Here is a 16,053-nt window from a genome sequence, read left to right on the forward strand (position 1 = left end):
CTCAGCGTGTGTCGGCGTTTCGCGCATAGAATACCGCATTTTTCACGATATCGCACCCATGCGTGCGCCCGGCTCAGTAGCTGGCGTCCATCGGGTCGTCGCCGAACAGCGTTTCGCGCTGTTCGTGGGTGGTCTGACGCGATTCGAGCCACCCGTACGGCAAGTGCACCTTCTTGGCGAAGCGCACGCGTCCGCGAGGCTTGTCCTTGACCCTCTCCGGGAAGGTCATCGCCGGTTCGAGCCGTCCGATCTCACGGCGCACGTCGTCAAGGCTTTCGCATTCCATGAACGCCTTGCGCGTGGATCCGCCGACCGGGAAGCCCTTGAGATACCACGCGACGTGCTTGCGCAGGTCATGCACGGCCATGCGTTCGTCGCCGTCATAGAACTCGGCCAGGAGCTCGGCATGACGTTCGATCACACGGCTCACCTCGCCGAGCGTCGGGTTGACGCGCGTATCGTCGCCCGCGAACGCGTGCTTGATGTCGGAGAACAGCCACGGGCGCCCCTGGCATCCGCGGCCGATCGCGACGCCGGCGCAGCCGGTTTCGCGCACCATCTCGAGTGCATCGTCCGCACCCCAGATGTCGCCGTTGCCGAACACGGGGATGTCGAGCGCCTCGACCAGTTCGCCGATGCGGCTCCAGTCGGAATGGCCTCCGTAGTATTCGGCGGTGGTGCGCGCGTGCAGGGTCACGGCCGCGCATCCCTCTTCCTGCGCGATGCGGCCGGCTTCCATGAACGTCTCGTGCTCGTGGTCGATGCCGACGCGGATCTTCGCGGTGACGGGGATGTCCGCTTCGCTGCACACGCGCACGACGCGCTGGATGATCCCACGGAACAGATCGGTTTTCCATGGCAGGGCCGATCCTCCGCCGCGGCGGGTCACCTTGGGCACCGGGCAGCCGAAGTTGAGGTCGACGTGGTCGGCCATGTCCTCATCGACCACGATTCTCGCGGCCTGTTCGACGATGGCCGGATTGACGCCGTACAACTGCAGCGAGCGGATCTTCTCGCTCGGCGCGAACCTGCACAGGCGCAACGCTTTCGGATTGCGGGCGACGAGAGCGCGGGCGGTGATCATTTCGGCGACGTACAGGCCGTCCGGACCGTATTCCTCACACAGCACGCGGAACGGCCAGTTGGTCACGCCGGCCATCGGCGAAAGCACGACCGGAGTCGGCACGGTGATCGGGCCGAGCCGGACCGGCGCGATTGTCGCCGGTTCGGAGGACCGAGCCGACTCGGACGCCGGCCGAGACGATCCGTCGGCCGCCGCGGCCATGTCCCCGCGCGGGTCAAGTCGCTCTCGCTCGCGGTCATGCGCGGTGATCACGGTTTCAACATCCTTGGCTTTCGTCACGATATGTCGTTCCTCATCTGATGGAATGGGTTCCGGATTGAATGCAAAAAGGTCAATAACGCATTTGGCCCCTCTGGCGAGGGGGCCGAGGTCCGTTCAGACGGATGGCGGATCAGTACAGGCCACCGGCCTCGTTGATCTTCACGGAGTCCGGCCAGGCCTCGCCGCCCATGGCGACGGGCTTTTGCGGCACGTGCGTGCGCTTCTCGCCGATACGGGCGTCGACGTATTCGGCGACCTTGTCGAGCGAGATGCGCTCCTGGTTCATGGTGTCGCGGTCGCGGATCGTCACGGCCTGGTCGTCGAGCGTATCGAAGTCGACGGTGATGCACAGCGGAGTGCCGATCTCGTCCTCGCGACGGTAGCGGCGGCCGATCGCGCCGGCCTCGTCGTAATCGATCATCCACTCGTGCTGGCGCAGGTCGGACGCAAGGTTCTGCGCAACGGTCTGCAGCTCGGGCTTCTTGCTCAGCGGCAGCACGGCGGCCTTGATCGGGGCCAGACGCGGGTCGAGACGCAGGACGGTGCGCTTGTCGACGCCGCCCTTGGTGTTCGGGGCCTCGTCCACGTCGTACGCGTCCACGAGGAAGCACATGAGGGAACGGGTAAGGCCCGCGGCCGGCTCGATGACGTACGGCACGTACTTCTCGCCGGTGGCCTGGTTGAAGTAGCTCAGGTCCTCGCCGGAGTGCTTGGCATGGGCCGACAGGTCGAAGTCGGTACGGTTCGCGATGCCTTCGAGCTCGCCCCAGTCGGAACCCTGGAAGCCGAACTTGTATTCGATGTCGACGGTGCGCTTCGAGTAGTGGGCGAGCTTGTCCTTCGGATGCTCATAGTGGCGCAGGTTCTCCGGCTTGACGCCGAGGTCGAGGTACCACTGGGTGCGCGCGTCGATCCAGTACTGGTGCCAATCCTCGTCGGTGCCCGGCTCGACGAAGAACTCCATCTCCATCTGCTCGAACTCGCGGGTGCGGAAGATGAAGTTGCCCGGCGTGATCTCGTTACGGAAGGACTTGCCCATGTTGGCGATGCCGAACGGCGGCTTGGAACGCGACGAGGTCATGACGTTCTTGAAGTCCACGAAGATGCCCTGCGCGGTCTCCGGGCGCAGGTAGTGCAGACTGTTCTCGTCCTCGACCGGGCCGAGGTGCGTGCGCAGCATCATGTTGAAGTCGCGCGGCTCGGTCCACTTGCCGCGGGTGCCGCAGTCGGGGCACACGATGTCGGCCATGCCGTTCTCCGGCAGCTTGTCGCCGTGCTTCTCGGCGTAGGACTCCTGCAGCTTGTCGGCGCGGTTGCGCTTGTGGCAGTTGAGGCACTCGACCAGCGGGTCGTTGAACACGGCCACATGGCCGGAGGCGACCCACACCGGGGTCGGCAGGATGATGGACGTATCCACGCCCACCACGTCGCCACGGGTGACGACCATCGAGCGCCACCATTCGCGCTTGATGTTGTCCTTCAGCGCGACGCCGAGCGGACCGTAGTCCCATGCGGAGCGGGTGCCGCCGTAGATTTCGCCGGCGGGGAACACGAACCCGCGACGCTTCGCGAGGGACACGACTTCATCGAGTTTGGATACAGCCACAATGCACCTTCTGGTTTGAACGGTTTGGGGACTTGATATTACCGTGCCGAGTCTAGTTGGCGGCGATGACAGGGCGCGCGACTCGGTCAGCGACTCCGCCGGCCGGTTGGCCGGCGAACCCGCACGGATACGAGGAAAGCCCCCGGCGATGGACCAGGGGCCTTCCTCAGTTGCCGTTACCGTCCGCGGCCCTCACGGCCGGGGCGGACCGTCGTCATGCGCGGCGTCGACGACCCAGGGCGATGCCCGCGCCGGCTGCCATCATGAGGCCGGCGGCGACGGCGACGGTCGTCACCGCGGCGCCGGTGGAGCTCAGGCCGCCGGGCTTCTCCGTGAGGCCCTCACGGGCCGCGGTGAGCGCGGAAAGCGCGGCATCGACCTGTACCTGGGTGGCGGAGGCGTTGGCGCTGACGGCCTTGGCCTGGGTGAGCGCGGCCTCGTACACCTTCCACGAAACAGCCGTGTACTTGGAGGAGTCAAGCTTCTCCGCCTCGATCCTCTTGATCGCGGCATCGAGCCTGGACTTGTCCACGCGGTCCGGGTCGGGCGTCGGGGCAGGCGTCTCGCCCTTCATGGCCAGCGCGTCGAACGCGGCCTGAAGCGCGGTCTTCGCGTTCGCGACCTCCTCTGCGGTGGCGTCCGTCTTGGCGCTGATCTGCTTGGCGTAGTCGAGCGCGGCCTCGTACACCTTCCACGATTCCTCGGTGTACTTGGATGAGTCGAGCTCCCTGGCCTCGACGTCCGCGATCAGCATGTCGAGCGCGGACTTGTCGACCTGCCCAGGCTCCGGCTCGGTGTCCTTCTCCTTGAGCGCGGCACGGGCGTCGGTCAAGGTCCTGAGCGCGGCGTCGACCTCCTCCTGCGTGGCGTCCGTCTTGGCGCTGACGGCCTGAGCGGCCTTGAGCGCGTCGGCGAATGCGGACCAGCTGTCCCGCGTGTACTTGGACTCGTCGAGGTTCTCGGACTCGATGGCCTTGATGGCCTTGTCGAGCTCGGTCTTGTCGACGGCGGGCGCGGGCCTGCTCACGGTGATGTCGATCGTGGCGGTCTTGCCCTTATAGGTGACGGTCACGGTCTCGTCGGTCTCGGCGAGCTTCGCGTCGAGCGCCGGATTGAACGTGAAGCCGGCTGCGGTGTCGTCACCGTAGGTCACGTCCTTGGTGCCGTCGTCGCCGTAGTGCTCGGTGATGACCAGTCCGGCCGGGTCGAAGGACTCGCCGACCAGATAGGTGCGCCTGGTCGGCTGCGTCCTGACGCTGATGGACTCCAGGGTCGGGGCCGGCGGTTCCGGCGTCTCGCCGTTCACCTTGATGGTGAACGTCTTGGTGACGGAGCCGCTGTAGTCGACGATGCCCTTGACGGTCACGCTCGCCTCGCCGGCGGCGGTGTTGTTCGCATATTCAAGCACATAGTCGACGCCGTAGGCGAGCGTCCTGCCGTCAAGTCTGACCACGACGTCCTTCGTGTCGAAGACGGCCGGATTGTCGGCGTCCGCCTTGTCGACGGTCAGCTCGGAGGGCACGGTGACCTCGGCCTTGCTGATGTCGGTGGTCTCGACGGCCTTGCGCAGACGCACCTCGGCGGCGGACATGAACCGGTCGTTGCCGGAGTCGGCGTACGTGTGGACGGCCTTGAGACGCACGTACTTGGTGGTCACCGGCTGATCGAACCTGGCGATCTTCCACTCGTGGTCGGTGGTCCAGGTGCCGGTGCCGGCGTCGGTCCAGTCGGTGCCGTTGTCGGAGACCTGCAGCTTGTACTCGGTCACGTTGCCGTTCTTGCTGGAGGCCGGACGCGGCAGGTAGCGCAGGGCGTCGAGACTGGTCGGCTCCTTGAGCTCGAAGGCGATCCACAGGTCGTCCAGCGTGGTGGGCGTCCAGTTGGAATGCCAGTACGTGCTGACGTCGCCGTCCACCGCGAACGCCTTCGGGCCTTCGGTCGAACCGCCGCCGGACGTCTGCTCGCTGCCGACGGTGACGGTCATGTCGCCGGCCGGGTAGTCGCGGGCATCGGAGTCGGCGGTGTCCTCCTGTTCCTTGCCGAGATTGATTGCGAAGGTCTCGCGCGTGGCGTGGTCCTCGGACTCGGTGATTACGCGGATCACGTCGTTGTGGGCGGGCAGCACGGTCACGGACGCGTTGTCCTTGCCCACGGCCTCGACGTCGGCCACGATGGCCGGCGTGTTGTAGGAGCCGGAGGCGAGTGCGGATTCGGAGACCGCGGTGCCGTTGACCTTGAGGGATGCGAGGCCTGCCGCCGTGTTCGTGGTGAACGTGGTGGTGGCGACCTTGAGCTCGATCTCGGTCAGGCCGGTGCTCGTCACGCCGCTGGAGGCCCTGGTCTCGGAGTTGGTGACCGTGAAGCGGATGAACGTCGCGCCGGTGGGCGCGAAGTCGTAGGTGTACGGCTTGACGCGGTTGGACGATTCGGCCGGGGCGATGGTCTCCTCCACGTTGAGCCGGGTCCAGTCGGTGCCGTTGTCGGAGATCTCGATCTTCGTGGTGCCGGCGTCCGGGAAGGTCACGGACGAGCTGTCGCGGAAGAAGTACATGACGATCTGGCCGAGCGTCTGCTGGGTAGCGTACTCGAACGTGATCTGCGCCGTGTTATGACCGGCCTTCGACCATGCCCAGTTGGTCCATGCGGACGGGTTGGCGCCGCCGGAGAGGTTGTCGTCGACGGTGGTGGAACCGTTCTTGATGGCGTCCAGCGTGTCGGACTGAGAGCCTTCGGGGATGTCCTGCGTCAGATTCATCGCGTTGCCGGAGACGCTGTCGCCTATCGTCACGTTTGCAGTCTGCACGCGGATGGTGGCGGTGACACCGATCTCCTTGCCGAAGACGGTCGCGATGCCGGGCACGACCACGGTGCCGGCCTCATCGTACTCGCCGTCGGCGGGCTTGGTCCAGGTCACGGCGAAGTTGGCGCTGGTCACGGTGCCGTCGGAGAGCACGAGCGGGCGGGATTCGGGCAGTACGGCGGGCATGCCGACCTGGGTCGTGGCCGAGTAGTTGAGCAGCGCGCCGCCCTCGTCGATCATCGTGACGCGCACGCTGATCGTCTGGTCGGCGACGGTGCCGGTCACGGTGAACGTGCCGGTCTTGGATGCTTCGTCGGTGACCACGTTCCATGTCACGTTCTGGCGGTCCTTGGTGCCGTCGGAGTAGCGCACCTCGACGTCGGACGGCAGCATGGGCTTGTTGCCGGTCTTCACGTAGTAGTTGCGTGCGTAGTAGAATCCGTCGATGGTCCTGGCGGTGCTCGCGCCGGGTACGGCGGTCGTGGTGATCGTCGTGGTCGCGGGCTTGAGGCCCTCGGCCGTGGCGGTCACCGTGATGCCGCCCGCGGTCTTGGTGGACTGGACGATGGCGACCAGCTTGCCGCTGAAGGCCTTGCGATTGTCGTCCTGATAGGACTGGTGGTCCGTGGTCTTGCCGTTGTCCACGCCGACGAGCTTGCCGGCGCCCTCGACCTTGAACGTGACGCGGTCGTCGGCGTTCGGCACGACGTTACCGTCGGCGTCGGTCACGTCGACGGTGATGTAGCTGAGGGACTTGCCGTCGGCGGTGAGCTTGGTGGCGTCGGCCTCGACCTTGAGCTGGGATGCGACGCCGGTGGTGGTCACACGGGATCGGCCCTCGGTGTCGGTGATCCGCCTGCCGTCTTTGTCGAACGCCTCGGCGGTGATGGTGCCTTCGGCCCACTTGACGTTCCAGGTCAGGTACATGTTCTTGTCGGCGGTCGCGTTCTTGTCGGCGCCGTCATAGGTCTGGTACGTATAGCCTGCGTCGGTGGTGTGCGTGGTGAAGCTCTTCTCGCCGATCAGCCGCTTGTCGGAGCTGCCCTTCGGAGTGAAGTACAGCTTGACCGTGGCGGCGTCGGTGTAGACGACGACCGGCACGTTGCCGCTGGAGTCCTTGGCCACGACGTCGCCGTTCCACGCCGGCAGGATGTGCAGCGTGTGGGACTTCGTGTTCCACTGGGAACGGTAGAAGTAGTAGCTGTCCTTGGGCAGGCCGGCGGTGTCGACGATGCCGAAGTAGGAGTTCTTCGGTGACGGCCAGGTGCCCTTGAAGCCGGAGTCGGTGCCGTTCCACGGGGTCGGCTCGCCGAGGTAGTCGAAGCCGGTCCACACGTACTCCCCGGCGACGAAGTCGCGCCGGATCACGTCATACCAGGCGGAGCTGGCGGTCGCGCCCCAGCCGACGGCGTAGTTGTCGTACGAAGTGAGCTGCTGATCGCCGGTCGCGCCGGTGGTGACGTTGTAGATGCCGCGGCTGTTGATCGACGAGGCTGTCTCGGAGCCGTACAGCTTCCACGTCGGGTGGGCCTGATGCGTCGAGTCGTAGAGCCTGCCGTCCTCATAGTTGGCGCCCACGACGCCGCCTGCGGCGGTCAGCGAGTCGCCCATGGTGTTCGATTCGGTCCAGTTGGCCTTGATCTTGTTGTCGCCGTAAGTGGCCGGGCGGGTGGCGTCGGCCGCGTTGGTCCAGCGGGTGAGCTTGGCGGAGATGTCCGGGAAATCGGAGACGCCGCCGGAGATGCCCTCCATCATTTCGTTGCCGGTCGACCACATGATGATGGACGGGTCGTTGCGGTCGCGGTTGATGGTGGCGGTCAGGTCGAACTTGGCCCAGGACTCGTCCTTGTCTCCGCCGAGAATCCGGTTGTCGGATGCGATGGTCTTGTCGAAGTACTTGGCGTAGTCCTCGGTGTTGCCGTTCTTGGCGCGGTTCCAGCCGTCGAAGATCTCCTCGATGACGAGGATGCCCTCCTCGTTGCAGATGTCGATGAGGGCCTTGGCCGCGGTGTTGTGCGTGGTGCGGATCGAGTTGACGCCCATGTCCTTGAGGATGCGGACCTGGCGGGCGATGGCGCTGTGGTTGGCGACCGCGCCGAGCGAGCCCTGGTCATGATGCATGGAGACGCCCTTGAGTTTGACCTTGACGCCGTTGAGCGAGAAGCCGGTGTCAGCGTCGAAACCGGTCCAGCGGAAGCCGTACGTGGTGTCGTAGGTGTCGACGGTCCTGCCGGCCACCTGCACCTCGGTGCGCACGGTGTACAGGTTCGGGTTCTCGACGCTCCATAGCTTCGGCTGGGCGGCGGTGATCGTGGACGCCACGTCCGCGCTCTCGCCGGCCGCGACGTTCGTGGCCTCGGTGATGACGGTCCCGATCGCGGCGGAGGTCTCGCCTCCCTTGGGGAACACGGTCTGCTTGAGGGTGACATCGGCGGCCGCCTCCGTGTCGTTGGAGACGGTGGCGGTAAGGTTCATCGTCACGTCGCCGCCGTTCTGCTCGGCGAGCTCCGGCGTGGCGACGGCGACACCGTTGCCGGCGACGTGCACGCCGTCGGTGACGGTGAGGGTGACGTCACGGTAGATGCCGGAGCCGGAGTAGTAGCGCGAGGACGGGGTCTTGTGGTCGACCTTGACCACGATGGTGTTCTCCGCACCGAACCTGGCGGCCTTGGTCAGGTCGAAGGAGAACGGCGAGTAGCCGTAGGGATGCTCTCCGAGCTTGACGCCGTTGAGCCAGACGGTCGCGTTCATGTACACGCCGTCGAAGTTGACGCTCACCTGCTTGCCGGCCAGGCCGCGGTCGAGAGTGAAGGTCTTGCGGTACCAGCCGGTGCCGCCGGGCAGGTAGGCGCTTTCGGCCTCGCCGGACTGCGTGTAGTCCTGCGTGATGCTGTAGTCGTGCGGCAGGGAGATCCGTTGCCATGCGGAATCGTCGAAATCGGGATCCTGCGCGGCGATGGCGTCCGACATCTTGAACTTCCAGTTCGCGTCGAAGTCGGTAGTACGTGCCTGATCGGCCTCCACGCGGTTCGCGTAGACCATTTCGGGGGTGGAGCTCATCTGCGTGGTGGAGTCGGCACGGGTCGCGGTGTCATCAGCCGATGCGTTTATCGCTCCCATGCCCAGTGGAACGGATAGGGCCACGGCTGCGGCGAAAGCCACCACGCGGCCACCAATTCGGTGCGCTGTCATTCAGTTTCTTTCTTCATTGAAATCAGTGAGCGTCCGCAGTGACGCTCTCGATAATTATGCGGTCGTCATATCGTCACGGCGCAGGGCCGAACCGGTATCACTCACCGTGTTCTTCCTTAGTGTACAGAACTCGGCGACATTTATGCAAAGATCCTTAACAATTTAACCGGCGTCGGCGCGTCGGCGGATGGGACCACGTCGCAACAGCGAGAAAACGCCACGTCTCGTCGATCCCGCAACGGCAGATCTCGCCGCACCCAGGCCAAGCCGCAGAACAAGGCAAATACCACGCGGCACCATGACACGCAAGACCTATGTCCATATTGGGCCATACGTTTAGTGATGTAATGCAGGGGAACCCGGCCGAATGCCGGGTTGAGAGAGGCGCAAGCCTGACCCTTAGAACCTGTTGGTTAAGACCATCGTAGGGAGCAGCGATATGAGCGATGATTCGCATACCGATACGCAGTCGCATTGTTGCGGTTGCGCCGATCAATCCGCCGCCGGACCGTGCGGCCCCGACGACCTTACCTCCATACGCGGGCGGATCGCGCAGGCCGTGCGCGACGTCAGGGAACGCACGCCGCTGGCGCAGTCGTTCACCAATTTCGTGACGATCAATCTCGTCGCGAACGCGCAGCTGGCGGCCGGAGGCACCGCGGCGATGAGTTTTCTGCCGGACGACGTGATCGACACGGCGTCGATTTCCGGCGCGGATTACATCAATGTGGGCACGCTGCTGCCGTTCTACAAGGACGCGCTTCCGCAGATCGCCCGCGCGTTCCGCAAATCCGGCCACAAATGGGTGCTTGACCCGGTCGCCGCCGGCATCGGCAAGACGCGCACCGAAATCCTGCGCTCGTTCCGTGCCGCTCCCCCGACGATCGTGCGCGGCAACGCGTCGGAGATCATCGCGCTGGCGACCATGTGGGGTCTGATCTCCCCCGACGGGACGAGCCGGCCGGCCGGCGTGGAGTCGGTGGACGACGTGGACGCGGCCGTCGAGCCGGCGAAGACGCTGGCGACGTTCCTTGCGCAATCCGCGCCGGACGCCAGGGCCGCGGTGGCCGTGTCCGGCAAGGTCGACCTCGTGACCGACGGCGAACGGGTCTACCGTCTGCCCGGCGGCAGCGCGATGATGACGAAGATCACCGGCGCCGGCTGCTCGCTGGGCGGCGTGACCGCAACGTATCTGGCGGTCGCGGAACCCTTGATCGCCGCGCTGGCCGCCTCATTGCTGTTCAACCGTGCGGGCGAGATCGCCGAAACGAAATCGGACGGCCCGGGCACGTTCCAGGCGCACTTCCTCGACGCGCTGTGGAACCTGGCGCCGGAGCAGGTGGCGGGATCCGCGATCGACCTCCGATGAATCCAAGACTTTCCTATTAATCAACCCAAAAGGAAACCACATGAACAACTATCCATTCGCATCGATGCGCGACTCGTTCGACCTGTCCGCGTATTTCGTCGTCGGCCCGCAGGACACGCACGACCGACCGGTCACCGACGTGATCGAGGAGGCGCTGCGCGGCGGCGCGACGTTCATCCAGCTGCGTGCCAAGGACGCGGACGCCAAGGAGATCACCTCGCTCGCGCAGGACATCGCGCAGATCATCGAGGACAACGACAAGTCCGATTCGGTCGCGTTCGTGATCGACGACCGCGTGGATGTCGTGTGGCAGTGCCGCAACAAGGGCATCAAGGTCGACGGCGTGCACATCGGCCAGACCGACATGGAGCCGCGCGAGGCCCGCGCGATGCTCGGCGACGATGCGATCGTCGGCCTGTCGGCGGAGACCGAAAGCCTCGTCAAGATCATCAACGAGCTGCCCGACGGCTGCATCGACTACATCGGCGCCGGCCCGCTGCACGTCTCCACGACCAAGCCTGAGGCTTCGGTCGGCGGCAACGACGGCTCCGGCCGCACGCTCGACGCGGACCAGATCAACACGATCTGCTCGGCCTGCGACTTCCCGGTCGTGGTCGGAGGCGGCGTGACCGCGGCCGACATGGACATGCTCGCGCACACCAAGGCCGCCGGCTGGTTCGCCGTCTCCGCGATCGCCGGCGCCGACGACCCGCAGGCCGCGACCCGCGAGATGGTCGAGGGATGGAAGGCCGTGCGCGGCGAGACGAAGCACGGCTACGCCAAGCGCGTGATCGCCGAGCCGGAAGTCGCCGATGCGGCCACCGAGTCCGCCGAACCGAAGTTCACCAACGCGAAGGAAGCCAAGGAGGCGGTCAAGCTCGCCAAGCAGCAGCGCGTCGACATCGCCGCCCGCGGCTCCAAGCAGCGTGACAAGGCGCATATCCGCAAGACCAAGCCGGTGCATTTCGAGAACCAGTTCGGTTCCTACGACCTTGAGGTGCCGTACACCGAGATCAAGCTCTCGGACACGCCCGGCGTCGGCCCGAACCCGCCGTTCCACGACTACAACACCGAAGGCCCCAAGTGCGATCCGAAGGAAGGCCTCAAGCCCCTGCGCCTCGACTGGATCCTCGACCGCGGCGACGTGGTGGAGTACGAGGGCCGCGAACGCAACCTCGCGGACGACGGCAAGCGCGCCATCAAGCGCGGCAAGGCCACCAAGGAGTGGCGCGGCCGCAAGCACAACCCGCTCAAGGCCAAGGACCATCCGATCACGCAGATGTGGTACGCCCGCCACGGCATCATCACCCCGGAGATGAAGTACGTGGCCGAGCGCGAGAACTGCGACGTCGAGCTCGTGCGTTCCGAACTCGCCGCGGGCCGCGCGGTCATGCCGTGCAACATCAACCACCCGGAGGCCGAACCGATGATCATCGGATCCGCCTTCCTTACCAAGCTCAACGCGAACATGGGCAACTCGGCCGTCACCTCGTCCATCGACGAGGAGGTCGAGAAGCTGACGTGGGCCACCAAGTGGGGCGCGGACACCGTGATGGATCTGTCCACCGGCAACGACATCCACACCACGCGCGAGTGGATCCTCCGGAACTCCCCCGTCCCGATCGGCACCGTGCCGATGTACCAGGCGCTCGAGAAGGTCGAGGACGACGCGTCGAAGCTGAGCTGGGAGCTGTTCCGCGACACCGTGATCGAACAGTGCGAGCAGGGCGTCGACTACATGACCATCCATGCGGGCGTGCTGCTGCGCTACGTGCCTCTGACCGCGAACCGCGTGACCGGCATCGTCTCGCGCGGCGGATCGATCATGGCCGAGTGGTGCCTGCAGCATCATCAGGAGAGCTTCCTGTACACGCACTTCGACGAGCTGTGCGACATCTTCGCCAAGTACGACGTCGCGTTCTCGCTGGGCGACGGCCTGCGTCCGGGCTGCCTCGCGGATGCGAACGATCCGGCTCAGCTGTCCGAGCTGATGACGCTGGGCGAGCTGACCCGCCGCGCGTGGGCCAAGGACGTGCAGGTCATGATCGAGGGCCCGGGCCACATTCCGTTCGACACGGTGCGCATGAACATCGAGATGGAGAAGGCGATCTGCAACGACGCGCCGTTCTACACGCTCGGCCCGCTGACGACCGATACCGCACCGGGCTACGACCACATCACGTCCGCGATCGGCGGCGTGGAGATCGCCCGTTACGGCACCGCCATGCTGTGCTACGTGACGCCGAAGGAGCACCTGGGACTGCCGAACAAGGACGACGTCAAGCAGGGCGTGATCGCGTACAAGATCGCCTGCCATGCGGCCGACATCGCCAAGCACCACCCGCACGCGCAGGATCGTGACGACGCGATCTCGAAGGCCCGCTTCGAGTTCCGTTGGCTCGACCAGTTCAACCTGAGCTACGATCCTGACACCGCGATCGCGTTCCATGACGACACGCTGCCGGCCGAGCCGGCGAAGATGGCGCACTTCTGCTCGATGTGCGGCCCGAAGTTCTGCTCGATGGCCATTTCGCAGAACATCCGCAAGCAGTTCGGCAACGCGGCCCAGCAGGAGCAGATCGTCAACGAATCCGCCGAGGAGATCGCCAAGGGAATGGCCGCGATGAGCGAGAAGTTCAAGGAGCAGGGCGGCAAGCTCTACACCACCGCGGAGTGAGATCCGTCCTGACCGCTTCCTCTGCTCCCATGCTTGGGGAGCTGTTCTTATGGTGAAATAGCTCTCCAGGCATGGATATCTCAGCTTCCCCTGAAGGGGGAGCTGTCAGCGAAGCTGACTGAGGGGGCGACAATGCCACCGCAGCCATCCGGTGGAGCGACGCCCCACACCACACCAATGAAAGGACCCTGCATGCCCACCACGCTTCCCGCCGTACTTGCGATCTCCGGGTCGGATTCGTCCGGCGGGGCGGGCATGCAGGCCGATCTCAAAACCATGCTCGCCAACGGCGTATTCGGCATGTCCGCGATCACCGCGATCACCGCGCAGAACACGACCGGCGTCACCGCGGTCGAAAACGTGCCGGCGGACATGGTTGCCGCGCAGATCGACGCGGTGTTCGCGGACATCCCGCCGGCGGCCGTCAAAATCGGCATGGTCTCGTCCGCCGAGATCATCGAAACCATCGCCGACCGGCTCGCCGCGCATCACGCACGCAACGTCGTGCTCGACCCGGTCATGGTCGCCACGTCCGGCGCGAAACTCATCGACGATGACGCGATCGCGGCCCTCACCGAACGGCTGTTCCCGCTGGCGACGCTGGTCACGCCGAACATCCCCGAAACCGAGGAACTGGTCGGCCTGTCGCAACACCGGTTCACCACGCTCGACTCCGCGCAATGGTCCTCCCCCGCCGCCTCGCCGCTCTCGCGGGCCGCGGACGTGCATACGGCGATGGAACAGGCCGGCCGCACCGTCGCCGGCCGATACGGCTGCGCGGTGCTGGTCAAGGGCGGTCACGGCGTGACCGATGCGAACGATCTGCTGGTCGGAACGGACGGCGCCGTCACGTGGTTCCCGGGCACGCGCGTCGACAATCCGAACACGCACGGCACCGGATGCACGCTGTCGTCGGCCATCGCCGCGAACCTCGCCAAAGGCGAGCCGCTGCCCGACTCGATCCGGCACGCGAAGGAGTATCTGACCGGCGCGCTCAACGCGCAGCTCGATCTCGGCCACGGTTCCGGGCCCATGGACCACGCGTGGGCCTGGCGATAACACTACGAAGGAGCAATCATCATGTCCATCGACCGCAACGCAGTCAGGCAGGAGGTCCCCATCGATCCCCAGACCGGCAAACCGTATCTCAACACGGTCGCCGCGATCCAGGTGTCCGTCTCCGGCGCCGGTTCCGAGGTCTCGCCGTACGTGGCGCAGGCGATCCAGGTGATCCGCGAATCGGGCCTTCCTCAGGAGACGAACGCCCTGTTCACCGATGTCGAAGGCGATCTTGACGACGTGCTGCACGTCGCCGGCGAGGCCGCCAAGAAACTCGCGCAGCAGGGGTATCGGACGAGCCTCGTGCTGCACATGGACATCCGACCCGGGTTCCGCGGGCAGCTGACGGAGAAACCGAAGATCGTCGACGAGATTCTAGCCAAAAACGCCTGATTCGTCCACTATGTGACCTTTCCCAGGTATCCGTCACACATACACCTAATCTATCGACAAGGTCAACGCTCACCTACACAATAGGTGGGCGTTCCGGGTTCAAGGCCGGTTTTCGGACACACCGCGCGCCCCACACAATGGGACCGTAAGGACGCCGATCCACCGACCAAGATTCCCAAGCAGAGGTTCGAATATCATGACTGCTGCCGAACAGCAGATTCCCGCCGCATCCGGCACCCGCACCCGCGAGGCCGCCGCGGATCCGGCACAAGTGCAAGACATCATTTCGCGCGTGGATCGCGCCCATGAAACCCCGATGTTCCATCGCATCGTCGCGCTCGTCGCGGCCGGCATGCTGATGGACAGCATCGACGTGTACATCGGCTCCGCCGTCGCGTCCAGCGCGTTGGCCACCGGCTGGTCCACCGTCAAGCAGAATTCGACGTTCATGTCGGCCGGCTTCCTCGGCCTGCTCATCGGCTCCCTGTTGGCCGGTTTCGTCGGCGATCTCAAGGGCCGCCGTGTCGCCTACCAGATCAACCTGCTGCTGTTCGGCGGTTTCACGTTCCTCGGCGCGTTCGCCCCGAACATGGCCGTGCTCTCCCTGTGCCGCCTGGGCGCCGGCCTCGGCCTCGGCGCCGAGATCGTGACCGGGTTCGCGATGGTCAACGAATTCGCGCCGATGAACCGCCGCGGCCACTGGTGCGCGATCGTCTCGCTCGTCGCCAACTGCGGCGTGCCGATCGCCATGCTGCTGTGCGCGGCCATCATCCCGCATTTCAGCTGGCGTCCGCTGTTCGTCGGCATCGGCTTGGTGGCGGCCGTGATCTGGTGGCTGCGCCGAGACATCCCCGAATCCCCGCGCTGGCTTGCCGTGCACGGACGCTATGCGGAGGCGGACGCGATCGTCAAGCAGATGGAGGCCAACGGTTCCGAACCGGCTTCCGCGTTCGACACCGCCGCCGACGCGGCCGCGCAGAGCCGCAACGCCGGCGGTCGTTCGCTTGGCATCTGCCTGCTCGTGGCGATCGTGGCCGTGGGCGCGACCAACGTGTGCTCGTACGCGTTCACCTCTTGGGTGCCGACGATCCTCGTCAAGCGCGGCATCAACCTGTCCTCGTCGCTGACCACGTCCACGCTCATGATGCTCGGCGCTCCGGTCGGATGCCTTATCGGATCGCTGCTCATCGACCGTATCGGCCGCAAGCGCACGATCGTGCCCGCGTTCCTGTTCACCGGCGTGTTCGGCATGGCGTACGCGTTCCAGACCTCGACCGCCGGCGCGATCATCGTCGGCTTCCTGCTCATGATGTGCCTCTACACGCTGATGGCCTCCGTCGTGGCGGTGTATGCGCCGGAGCTGTTCGCCACGAAGGTGCGCTTCCGTTGCGTGGGCCTTGCGAACGCGATCGCCAAGCTGCTCAACGTGTTGATGCCGATGGTGGTGGGCTGGATGCTTACCGCGCTCGGCGCGACCTCGATCTTCGTGTCGATCAGCGTGATCGCGATCTTCTCGATGCTTATCGTCGGCTTCTTCGGCGCCGAAACCTCCCAGCGCTCGGTCGGCTGATCCGGTTCGTTCGGACCATTCGCCTGCATCCTATGCGAAAAC

At 65.4% G+C, this 16,053-nt stretch carries 8 protein-coding genes and 1 riboswitch; of the genes, 5 read left to right on the plus strand and 3 right to left on the minus strand.

The window, feature by feature from the left end; genetic code table 11:
* Positions 1 to 73: 73 nt before the first annotated feature.
* The 3 genes from dusB to GFD25_RS03040 all read right to left on the minus strand — a co-directional run bounded on the left by dusB (position 74) and on the right by GFD25_RS03040 (position 8,871).
* On the minus strand, positions 74 to 1,285 hold the full coding sequence (gene dusB, locus GFD25_RS03030) for a tRNA dihydrouridine synthase DusB (protein WP_204314753.1): 1,212 nt from the start codon (positions 1,283 to 1,285) through the stop codon (positions 74 to 76).
* A gap of 190 nt (positions 1,286 to 1,475) precedes the next feature.
* Positions 1,476 to 2,951: a glycine--tRNA ligase gene (locus GFD25_RS03035; protein ID WP_163229858.1), complete on the minus strand. Its 1,476-nt coding sequence runs from the start codon at positions 2,949 to 2,951 to the stop codon at positions 1,476 to 1,478.
* Positions 2,952 to 3,165: 214 nt separating this feature from the next.
* The gene (locus GFD25_RS03040) at positions 3,166 to 8,871 is read right to left on the minus strand and encodes a discoidin domain-containing protein (protein ID WP_239512370.1); all 5,706 of its coding nucleotides are present in this window, start codon (positions 8,869 to 8,871) and stop codon (positions 3,166 to 3,168) included.
* A 413-nt stretch (positions 8,872 to 9,284) separates the two neighbouring features.
* Positions 9,285 to 9,391: riboswitch (TPP riboswitch) on the plus strand.
* Between GFD25_RS03040 and thiM the strand changes: the two genes are divergently transcribed.
* The 5 genes from thiM (at position 9,383) to GFD25_RS03065 (ending at position 16,011) form a co-directional block, all read left to right on the plus strand.
* Entirely contained in the window at positions 9,383 to 10,312 is a 930-nt protein-coding gene (gene thiM / locus GFD25_RS03045) for a hydroxyethylthiazole kinase (RefSeq protein WP_163229862.1), read from the plus strand. It overlaps the preceding riboswitch by 9 nt.
* A gap of 40 nt (positions 10,313 to 10,352) precedes the next feature.
* Entirely contained in the window at positions 10,353 to 12,989 is a 2,637-nt protein-coding gene (gene thiC / locus GFD25_RS03050; RefSeq protein ID WP_163229864.1) for a phosphomethylpyrimidine synthase ThiC, read from the plus strand.
* 192 nt (positions 12,990 to 13,181) lie between these two features.
* Entirely contained in the window at positions 13,182 to 14,048 is an 867-nt protein-coding gene (thiD, locus tag GFD25_RS03055) for a bifunctional hydroxymethylpyrimidine kinase/phosphomethylpyrimidine kinase (protein ID WP_163229867.1), read from the plus strand.
* A gap of 21 nt (positions 14,049 to 14,069) precedes the next feature.
* Positions 14,070 to 14,441: a thiamine-binding protein gene (locus GFD25_RS03060; RefSeq protein WP_163229869.1), complete on the plus strand. Its 372-nt coding sequence runs from the start codon at positions 14,070 to 14,072 to the stop codon at positions 14,439 to 14,441.
* A 196-nt stretch (positions 14,442 to 14,637) separates the two neighbouring features.
* A complete protein-coding gene (locus GFD25_RS03065; RefSeq protein ID WP_163229871.1) occupies positions 14,638 to 16,011 on the plus strand; it encodes an MFS transporter in 1,374 nt (457 codons plus the stop codon).
* Positions 16,012 to 16,053: the final 42 nt, after the last annotated feature.

The organism is Bifidobacterium aerophilum (assembly GCF_010667685.1).
GTDB lineage: Bacteria > Actinomycetota > Actinomycetes > Actinomycetales > Bifidobacteriaceae > Bifidobacterium > Bifidobacterium aerophilum.

What these genes read in the sequence shown, in the direction of transcription:
- thiC (WP_163229864.1), top strand. Translation starts at nt 10,353, where the DNA reads ATGAACAACTATCCATTCGCATCGATGCGCGACTCGTTCGACCTGTCC.
- GFD25_RS03065 (WP_163229871.1), top strand. Translation starts at nt 14,638, where the DNA reads ATGACTGCTGCCGAACAGCAGATTCCCGCCGCATCCGGCACCCGCACC.
- GFD25_RS03040 (WP_239512370.1), bottom strand. Translation starts at nt 8,871, where the DNA reads ATGGGAGCGATAAACGCATCGGCTGATGACACCGCGACCCGTGCCGAC.
- thiD (WP_163229867.1), top strand. Translation starts at nt 13,182, where the DNA reads ATGCCCACCACGCTTCCCGCCGTACTTGCGATCTCCGGGTCGGATTCG.
- dusB (WP_204314753.1), bottom strand. Translation starts at nt 1,285, where the DNA reads ATGGCCGCGGCGGCCGACGGATCGTCTCGGCCGGCGTCCGAGTCGGCT.
- thiM (WP_163229862.1), top strand. Translation starts at nt 9,383, where the DNA reads ATGAGCGATGATTCGCATACCGATACGCAGTCGCATTGTTGCGGTTGC.
- GFD25_RS03060 (WP_163229869.1), top strand. Translation starts at nt 14,070, where the DNA reads ATGTCCATCGACCGCAACGCAGTCAGGCAGGAGGTCCCCATCGATCCC.